Below are 9,356 nucleotides of genomic sequence, written 5' to 3'. Positions count from 1 at the left end.
GGGATTGGACGGCGTCGTCGGGTTATGAGCTGGGGCGGCGGTTGGCGGCCGATGAGGCGGTGACGGCGGTGTTCGTGGCCAATGATCATATGGCGATGGGGGTGTTGCGGGCGTTGCGGGAGGCGGGTCGTCGGGTTCCCGAGGACGTGAGTGTCGTGGGGTTCGACGATGTGCCGGAGGCGGCGTACTTCTGGCCGCCGCTGACCACGGTGCGGCAGGACTTCGGCGTGCTCGGCCGGCAGGCGTTCCGGCTCCTGCTCCAGCGCATCGCAGGGCGCGACGTCGAGTCGGCGCGTCTGGTCGAGCCCGAACTCGTGGTCAGGGAGAGCGCGGCCGCCGCGTGACCGGCCTTCCGTAGCCTGCCCGTCGCCGATCGGCCCGCCGTCCATTCAGCCTGTGCAGCCTGTGCCCGCCCGCCTTGTCGCGCCGCGCACGTGAATGCGTGCCAATTCCAGAGGTCGGCTATATCAGCGCAATGGGCCTAAATAGGGATATTAAATTCGCTGGTCTGCGCCCTTCGCCTGTAGCTCCAGCAAGTCTCAGCGCGCGGTTGTCGCCCGGTGCCGGTTCGTGGAAGGATTAGTACAGGATTTCGAATCGGCGAAGGGGGCGTGATGGATCTGTCTGGCTTCGACCCTGGTCACCCCCATCATTCGCATGCCGCCGACGACTGGTGGGATCGCCTGGTCGCCGGCTCGCCCCTTTGGTCGTCAGAAGGTTCCCTCGCCCGCGAATTTGTACCGATCGCCGATTCCGAAGGGCGAAAGCGCGTTGGCCGGTCCGACACCCCGGCGACCTTTCCCTTTGTTCGAGCATTTACGACTCGTGCCGGTACCGCTGCCGTTGACGACTCCATCGGCGACGAAACCGCGAATGGCGCTTCCCCTGATGGTTCTTCTGCCGGCGGCCCCGTTTCCGGCGGTCCCGTTTCCGGCGCCACAGCCGGTTCTCCCTCGGCCGCCGGTCAAGCAGGAGGTGCAGCCGGCGGCGCCCGCGGTCCCGCCGCTGCTGGAATCAACGCCCCCGAGACCCCGGCCGCCCCGGCCGCCGGCGCCGGTGGCGCATCTGACGGCACCCCTGCCGCCGGCCCGCGTAACGCGGACCAGGCCCACGATGCGGGCCGCGGTGACGCCGGCCGTGGTCGGACTGCCGGCGGTGCGCCGGGTGGCGCGCCTGGTGGTGCGTCGGACGGTGTGCCCGGCAGCGCGTCTGAGCGTGGCTTCGGTGGTGCTTGCGGTGCCGGGTCGTCGTCGTGGGTGGCGGTGGCGGCGGTTGGTGAGGCGGCGCGGGTGGTGGCGCTGGTGCCGGTGCCTGAGTCGGCGGAGGTGTGTCTGGCTGAGGCGGAGGAGTTGCTGGCGGCCCGCGATCGGATCACTTCGGCGTTGGCCGCCCGGGTGGGCCGGGTCCACCGGGCTGGGGAGGCGAAGAACCATGGGCACGCCTCGACCAGATTGTGGCTGCGCAGCGTCGGGGGGATGACCATCCCCGGAGCCGGTCGGTTGGTGACGATGGGCGTGGAGTTGGGTCGTCTGTCGCGGGTGCGTGAGCGGTTCGCCGAGGGCGGCCTGGCGGAGGGGATCGTGGAGGCGATCTGCACCGCCACCTCCGGGTTGACCGACGAGCAGGCGACCACCGCTGAGGGAATTTTGCTGGAGTTGGCCGGGTCGGCGGGTGCGGCGGAGGTGGCCAAGGCGGGGCGGTATCTACGGGCGGTGCTGGACCCCGACGGCCACGAGCAGGACGAGCAGGCCGACTTCGACCGCCGGTTCTTCCGGGTCCGGCGGCGCAGGAACGGCGGACTGGAGGGAGAGTTCTACCTCCCGGTCGAGGCCGCGGCGCGGTTGCAGCACCTGCTGGATGTCTACGCAAAGCCGAAGGCCGAGGGCGATGACCGGACGCTGAGCGTGCGGAACGCCGACGCGGTCATCGCGTTCCTGGACAACAAGATCGCGACCGAGCTTCTGGTGCTGGTCACCGCCGAATCCCTGCCCGGCGACCCCACTGCCGACGGTCCCTCAGGCACCGACCCCTCAGCTGGACACCCCACCACCGACTCGGTAGACACCGACCCAGGCTCTGGTCCCGACCCTTCGGGCACCGGCCCCTCAGACGACCCCACAGCTGACCCCTCTGCCGGCCACCCCACCAGCGACCCCACGCCTGACCCCTCTGCCGACCACCCCACCAGCGACCCCTCAGACGCCGACCTGAGCGACGACCCTGGTCCCGACCTCGGTTCCTGCGGCCCTGGTTCCGTCCCCGGCTCTGACGCCCGCACTCGTGCGCAGCAGACGCGCGCCCCTGATCCCCCGACTGAGCCCCCGACCAAGAGTGACGACGCCACTGGCGCTCACACCGAGGACAGTCCAAGCGGGGACTGCCCTGGGGAGCGCCGTGCTCACGGCTGCCCCGGCGGGGACCGCCCTGCCGACGACTGCCCGGCGGAGGGCTACCGGCACGCCTCCTGGACAGGCGAGGCGCGGCATGAGACGTCCCGGACAGGAGCCGACGCTCCGCCGGGGGTGGAACGCGACGATGACGCGTGGCCGAGGGCGGGGGTCAACAGTCCGCCGCCGGGGGTGTGGTTGCGGGGGCTGCCGGGGCTGATCCTGGCGACCGGGCATCTGCTGCCCGTCTCCAGCGTGCATCGCCTGGCCCGTACCAGCACTTTGGTGCGGATCGTGATGGACGCCGGTGGGCAGGTGCTGGACATGGGCCGCAAGGTCCGTCTGGCGACCCCGGCTCAGCGGCGGGCGGTCTTCGCGCGGTATGCGACCTGCTGGGTGGACGGCTGCCCGCTGCCGGCCACGATGTGCCAGGTCGACCACGCCGAGGACTGGTGCAGCGGCGGGCTGACCGATCTCACGCTGCTGGGACCGGCGTGCCAGTTCCACAACCGCGACCGCTACCGCCACCCGAGTCGCTACACCCGCCGCAAGATCGGAGCCGACCGCTGGGCCTTCACCTACCGCAACCCCCGCACCACCCGGCGGCGCGAATGAAATCACCGGCGCGCGAATCGGTACCCGCAGGGGTGGCATCGGTGTCTCAGGGGCGAAAGCAGGGCGGGGCGAAAGCAGGGCCAGGCGCGGAAGCGTGTCGCCGTCCATGGGATCCCGAGCCGCTCACGGGGTTGCTCCGGCGGCCGGGGTTTCTGCCTGCCGGGGCTGAGAATCGGTCACCGGGGGCCAGGCACTTGGCCCCGGCACGCCTGAAACGTTCGTAGCGATTGGAACGCCCCAAACCGGCGGGTGGCCGTGCCGGTCGCGCCGGCGTCCCCCAGTGCCGCCGCTCATGACTACCGTGTGTGACCACCGAACCCGGGCATCCTCGCTGCCGCCACGATCGGCAGGGCCGATGAGCAGGGGTTTTCGGTCATGCGAGCAGCTCCTCAGACGGTTCTGTTAACGATAACACAGCCTCTCCACCGATGGGTGAGCGTTAACACCCGGGATCCGGTCACCAGTTAAAGCCGATGTGGCATGTCCGTCAATGCTGGGTTACCGGCATGTTTCGGCGTAACCGGACCGTGACCGGCGACCTCCTTGACGCCGGGTTGTGTTAACGCTCACAGTTCTTGCCAAGCAGTTGAGAGGAGCGACCGTGGGACCCAACGTCGAGCGCCGCCCGCCCGTCATGGCCGACGTGGCCAGGCTGGCCGGAGTGTCGCACCAGACGGTCTCGCGGGTGCTCAACGATCATCCGAACGTCCGCGCCGAGACCCGCACCCGGGTCATGCGGGCCATCGACCAGCTCGGTTACCGCCGCAACCTCGTCGCCCGGGCACTGGTCACCAAGCACTCGCGCACGCTGGGCGTCGTCAGCTTCGACACGACGCTGTACGGACCGGCGAGCACGGTATACGGAATCGAGCAGGCCGCAAGGGACGCGGGCTACTTCGTGAGCATCGTGAGCCTGCGGACCATCGACAGGGCCGGCGTGAACGACGCGATCGGCTACCTCGCCGAGCAGGGCGTCGACGGCATCGTCGTCGTCGCTCCGCAGCGCTCGGCGGCCCGTGCGCTCGACGACCTGCCGGCGGGCATGCCCGCCGTGGCCGTCGAGGGTTGGCATCAGGGCGACGTCTCCGTGGTGAGCGTCGACCAGGTCGAGGGAGCCAGGCTGGCGACCTCGCACCTGCTCGGCCTCGGCCACGAGACCGTCTGGCATGTCAGCGGCCCAGCCGACTGGCTGGAGGCCGAAGGGCGGTGTGAGGGCTGGCGCGCGGTGCTGACTGAGGCGGGGCGCCGCGTACCCGACATGCTGACCGGTGACTGGAGTCCTCGATCGGGCTACCAGGCCGGAAAGCACCTCGCCGCGATGGCGGGCGACGTCACCGCGGTGTTCGTCGCCAACGACCAGATGGCGCTCGGCCTGCTGCGGGCGTTCACGGAGGAGGGGGTGAAGGTCCCCGAGCAGATCAGCATCGTGGGCTTCGACGACATCCCTGAGTCGGAGTTCTTCTCCCCACCGCTCACCACCATAAGACAGGACTTCGGGGCCGTCGGCAGGCGCAGCATCGACGTGCTGCTCCGGCAGATCGAGTCGAACGAGCCGTTGCCCCATGAACGGCTCGTCGTGCCTCCCCAGTTCGTACGAAGGGGAAGCACGACAGGCGCGCGCTAGCCGTACGGAAATCAAACAAATGATCAGCGCTGACCACCTGACCTGTGTTAGCGCTAACAGCGATGAAAGGATCCCCACAGTGTTGAAGAGGATCTCGGCACTGATCCTGGCGGGCGCGACCGCCCTGACGATGGCCGGATGCAGCGGTGGCGGCGACGGCGACTCGTCGGCCAGCAACGGCTCGTCGGGCGGCGGCGACGACAAGATCGTCATGGGCTTCTCGCAGGTCGGCGCGGAGAGTGGCTGGCGTACCGCCAACACCAAGTCCGTCCAGGAGTCGGCCAAGGAGGCCGGCATCGACCTGAAGTTCTCCGACGCCCAGCAGAAGCAGGAGAACCAGATCAAGGCCATCCGCTCCTACATCCAGCAGAAGGTCGACGTGATCGCCTTCTCGCCGGTCGTGGAGTCGGGCTGGGACACCGTGCTCAAGGAAGCCCAGAACGCGAAGATTCCGGTCATCCTCACCGACCGGGCCGTGGATTCCAAGGACACCAGCCTGTACAAGACCTTCCTCGGCTCCGACTTCGTCGAGGAGGGCAAGAAGGCCGGCCAGTGGCTGGTCGACCAGTACAAGGACAGCAAGGACACGGTGAACATCGTCGAGCTGCAGGGCACCACCGGCTCTGCGCCCGCCAACGACCGCAAGGCGGGCTTCGGCGAGATCATCTCGGCCGACCCGAAGTTCAAGGTGATCGCTTCGCAGAGTGGCGACTTCACCCGTGCCAAGGGCAAGGAGGTCATGGAGGCCTTCCTCAAGTCCAACCCCAAGATCGACGTGCTCTACGCGCACAACGACGACATGGGCCTCGGCGCCATCGAGGCGATCGAGGGCGCGGGCAAGGTCCCGGGCAAGGACATCAAGATCATCACGGTTGACGCGGTGCACGACGGCATGCAGGCCCTCGCCGACGGAAAGATCAACTACATCGTCGAGTGCTCCCCGCTGCTTGGCCCCCAGCTGATGGACCTCGCGAAGAAGGTCGTCAAGGGCGAGCAGGTTCCGCCGCGCGTGGTGACCGAGGAGACCACCTTCACCCAGGAGCAGGCCAAGGAGGCCCTGCCCAACCGCAAGTACTGATCGTAAGCACTGATTCCCTCACCGGGCCGCCTCTTCCCGGGGCGGCCCGGTGCCGCGACAGTGAGTAGGAACGAGAGAGGGGCTCCGCTATGGCCGCACCCGCGCCGATCCTGCGGATGAGCGGGATCGGCAAGCAGTTCCCCGGCGTGAAGGCGCTGGACGGCGTCGACTTCCGGCTGCTGCCGGGAGAGGTGCACGCCCTCATGGGCGAGAACGGCGCCGGCAAGTCAACGCTCATCAAGGTGCTGACTGGCGTCTACGACATCGACGCCGGCGAGATCGAGCTGGAGGGAAGGCGGGTCGCCTTCTCCAGCCCGCTGGCCGCCCAGCAGGCGGGCATCAGCACCGTCTACCAAGAAGTCAACCTCTGCGCCAACCTCTCGGTGGCGGAGAACATCTTCATCGGCCGTGAGCCGCGCCGGCTCGGCCGGATCCAGTGGAAGAAGATGCGCCGCCGGGCGGGGGAGATCCTCTCCCGCCTCGACCTCGACCTCGACGTGTCGGCGCCGCTGTCGTCGTACTCGCTGGCCATCCAGCAGATGGTCGCGATCGCGCGGGCGGTGGACATCGACGCGAAGGTGCTGATCCTGGACGAGCCCACCTCCAGCCTCGACGCGGGGGAGGTCGCCCAGCTGTTCCGGGTGATGCGCCGGCTCAAGGAGCAGGGCATCGCGATCCTGTTCGTCTCGCACTTCCTCGACCAGATCTACGAGATCTCCGACCGCATGACGATCCTGCGCAACGGCACGCTCGTGGGGGAGTACCTCACCAGCGAGCTGAGCCAGGTCGAGCTGGTCGGCAAGATGATCGGCCGTGAGCTGGCCGACCTGGAGAAGCTGGAGGGCCGCCCGCCCGCCCGTGAGGCCGCGCCGCTGGTCGAGGCCGAGCTGCTGGGCCGGACCGGGGCGATCGAGCCGTTCACGCTCACCATCCACGAGGGGGAGGTCGTCGGCCTGGCCGGGCTGCTCGGCTCGGGCCGTACGGAGATCGCCCGGCTGCTGTTCGGCGCCGACCACGCGGGCACCGGCGCGCTGAAGATCGACGGCCAGGCGGTCAGCCTGCGCACGCCCCGGTCGGCGGTCGCCCGCAAGATCGCCTTCTGCTCGGAGAACCGGCGGGCCGAGGGGCTCATCCCCGACCTCACGGTCCGGGAGAACATCATCCTGGCGCTGCAGGCGGCGCGGGGCTGGACCAGGCCGATCCCGCGGCGCAAGCAGGACGAGCTGGTCGAGAAGTACATCTCCGCGCTGAACATCCGCCCGGCCAATCCCGAGCAGCTCGTCAGGAACCTGAGCGGCGGAAACCAGCAGAAGGTGCTGCTGGCCCGCTGGCTGATCCTGGAGCCCCGCCTGCTCATCCTCGACGAGCCCACCCGGGGCATCGACGTCGGCGCCAAGGCCGAGATCCAGCGCCTGGTCGCCGAGCTGTCGGACGGCGGGATGGCCGTGCTGTTCATCTCCGCCGAGCTGGAGGAGGTGCTGCGGCTCAGCCACAAGGTCGGCGTGCTGCGCGACCGCCGGCTGGTGGCCGAACTGGACAACGACGAGAGCCTCACCACGGACAGGCTCACGGAGACGATCGCGAGCGGAGCCATCTCATGACGCGGTTCCTCAGACACCGGCTGTTCTGGCCCGTGGCCATCCTGGTCGCCCTGCTGGCGCTCAACCTCGTCTTCACCGACAACTTCTTCCGGGTGCAGATGAAGGACGGCCACCTCTACGGCAGCCTCATCGACATCGTCCGCTTCGGCGCCCCGCTGATCCTCGTCTCGCTCGGCATGACGCTCGTCATCGCCACCAGCGGCATCGACCTGTCGGTGGGGTCGGTCGTGGCCATCGCCGGCGCGCTGGCCTGCCTGCAGATCAGCGACCTGGGCGACCAGAACTCGATCGGCGGGGTCCTCGGAGCGGTCGGGATCGCGCTGGCGCTCTCGGTGGTGCTCGGCGTGTGGAACGGCCTCCTGGTCGCGGGCATCGGCATCCAGCCCATCATCGCCACGCTGATCCTGATGGTCGCCGGACGCGGGCTGGCCCAGCTCATCACCGACGGCCAGATCACCACGGTCAACAGCTCGCCGTACAAGCTGATCGGCGGCGGCTACTGGCTCACGCTGCCGTTCTCGATCATCATCGTGGCGGTCGTGCTCGCGCTCACGGCGTTCCTCACCCGGCGTCTCGCGCTGGGCCTGCTCATCGAGTCGGTCGGCGGCAACGCCGAGGCGAGCCGCCTGTCGGGCATCAGCGCCCGCGGCGTCCTCATCACGGTGTACACGTTCTGCGCGCTGTGCGCGGGCATCGCCGGGCTCATGATCAGTTCGAACGTCTCCAGCGCCGACGGCAACAACGCCGGCCTGTGGATCGAGCTCGACGCCATCCTCGCCGTCGTGATCGGCGGCACGTCCCTGGCGGGCGGCCGCTTCTCGCTCGGCGGCACGGTGCTCGGCGCGCTCATCATCCAGACGCTGACCACCACGATCTACTCCATCGGCGTCCCGCCGGAGACCACGCTGCTGTTCAAGGCGCTCGTGGTGACGATCGTCTGCCTGCTGCAGTCCCCGGCCTTCCGCGAGAAGGTGTTCCACCGGCGCAGGCGCCCGCAGGCGCCGAGCCCGGTGACCGAAGAGAAGGTGAGGGTCTCGGCATGACGAGCGTCACCGGTCTGCTGGACCTCCGCCGCACGGTCCCGCAGAAGTACATCCCCGTCATGGTGACGGCGGGCCTGTTCATCGCGATGTTCGTCGCGGGCGGCATCCGCTACGAGGGCTTCGCCACCGGGCAGATCATCCTCAACGTCTTCATCGACAACGCCTTCCTGCTGGTGGTCGCGGTCGGGATGACGTTCGTGATCCTCACGGGCGGCATCGACCTGTCCGTCGGATCGGTGGTCGGGCTCTCCACGATGATCAGTGCCAGCCTGCTGAAGGACGGCTGGCCGGCGTTCGGGGTCATGGCCCTGGTGCTGGTGATCGGCGCGGTGCTCGGCCTGGGCATGGGCGCGATCATCCACTACTTCGAGATCCAGCCGTTCATCGTGACGCTGGCCGGGATGTTCCTCGCCCGCGGCCTGTGCTACACGATCAGCACCGACTCGATCCCGATCGAGGACTCGACGTTCACGGCGATCGCCCAGACGCGGGTCGACCTCGGCGGCGACATGTGGGTCTCGCCGAGTGTGCTGATCGCGCTCGTGGTCGTGCTGGCCGCGGCGTACGTGCTGCACTACACCCGGCTCGGCCGCAACGTGTACGCCACGGGAGGCAGCGAGCAGTCGGCGCTGCTGATGGGCCTGCCGGTGGCCCGTACGAAGATCGCCGTCTACACCGTCAGCGGGTTCTGCTCGGCGCTCGGCGGTCTGCTGTTCGCCTTCTACTCGCTGTCGGGATACGGGCTGAGCGCCGTCGGGATGGAGCTGGACGCGATCGCCGCGGTCGTCATCGGCGGCACGCTGCTCACCGGCGGCAGCGGCTACCTGCTCGGCACCGTGCTCGGCGTGCTCGTGCTCGGCCTGATCCAGACGATCATCAGCTTCGAGGGCACGCTGAGCTCGTGGTGGACCAAGATTTTCATCGGCCTGCTGCTGTTCGCCTTCATCCTGCTGCAGCGGCTGATCACCGCCAGGCGCAGATAGCGCGGGCCCGGGTCCCCTCTCCCCT

General features: G+C 68.8%; 7 protein-coding genes. All 7 read left to right on the top strand.

The window, feature by feature from the left end:
• The coding region (locus HHX40_RS28170) for a substrate-binding domain-containing protein (protein ID WP_182882975.1) at positions 1 to 344 on the top strand (344 nt) is incomplete at its 5' end.
• A 918-nt stretch (positions 345 to 1,262) separates the two neighbouring features.
• Positions 1,263 to 3,002, top strand: coding sequence for an HNH endonuclease signature motif containing protein (locus tag HHX40_RS28165; protein WP_182882974.1), 1,740 nt, complete (start codon positions 1,263 to 1,265; stop codon positions 3,000 to 3,002).
• Positions 3,003 to 3,636: 634 nt separating this feature from the next.
• On the top strand, positions 3,637 to 4,626 hold the full coding sequence (locus HHX40_RS28160) for a LacI family DNA-binding transcriptional regulator (RefSeq protein ID WP_182876608.1): 990 nt from the start codon (positions 3,637 to 3,639) through the stop codon (positions 4,624 to 4,626).
• Between the two features lie 79 nt (positions 4,627 to 4,705).
• Positions 4,706 to 5,704, top strand: coding sequence for an ABC transporter substrate-binding protein (locus HHX40_RS28155; RefSeq protein WP_208759222.1), 999 nt, complete (start codon positions 4,706 to 4,708; stop codon positions 5,702 to 5,704).
• Between the two features lie 89 nt (positions 5,705 to 5,793).
• Positions 5,794 to 7,305, top strand: a complete 1,512-nt coding sequence (locus HHX40_RS28150; RefSeq protein WP_182882973.1) for a sugar ABC transporter ATP-binding protein — start codon at positions 5,794 to 5,796, stop codon at positions 7,303 to 7,305.
• On the top strand, positions 7,302 to 8,348 hold the full coding sequence (locus HHX40_RS28145; protein ID WP_111697906.1) for an ABC transporter permease: 1,047 nt from the start codon (positions 7,302 to 7,304) through the stop codon (positions 8,346 to 8,348). The genes HHX40_RS28150 and HHX40_RS28145 overlap by 4 nt, the downstream gene beginning before the upstream one ends.
• On the top strand, positions 8,345 to 9,331 hold the full coding sequence (gene yjfF / locus HHX40_RS28140) for a galactofuranose ABC transporter, permease protein YjfF (protein WP_182882972.1): 987 nt from the start codon (positions 8,345 to 8,347) through the stop codon (positions 9,329 to 9,331). Before HHX40_RS28145 ends, yjfF begins: the two co-directional genes overlap by 4 nt.
• Positions 9,332 to 9,356: the final 25 nt, after the last annotated feature.

Origin of the sequence: Microbispora sp. H10949, from assembly GCF_014161435.1 — a bacterium.
Classification (GTDB): Bacteria; Actinomycetota; Actinomycetes; order Streptosporangiales; family Streptosporangiaceae; genus Microbispora; species Microbispora triticiradicis.
The sequence above is the reverse complement of the archived record's forward strand: the minus strand, read 5'-3'. Positions and strand labels throughout refer to the sequence as shown.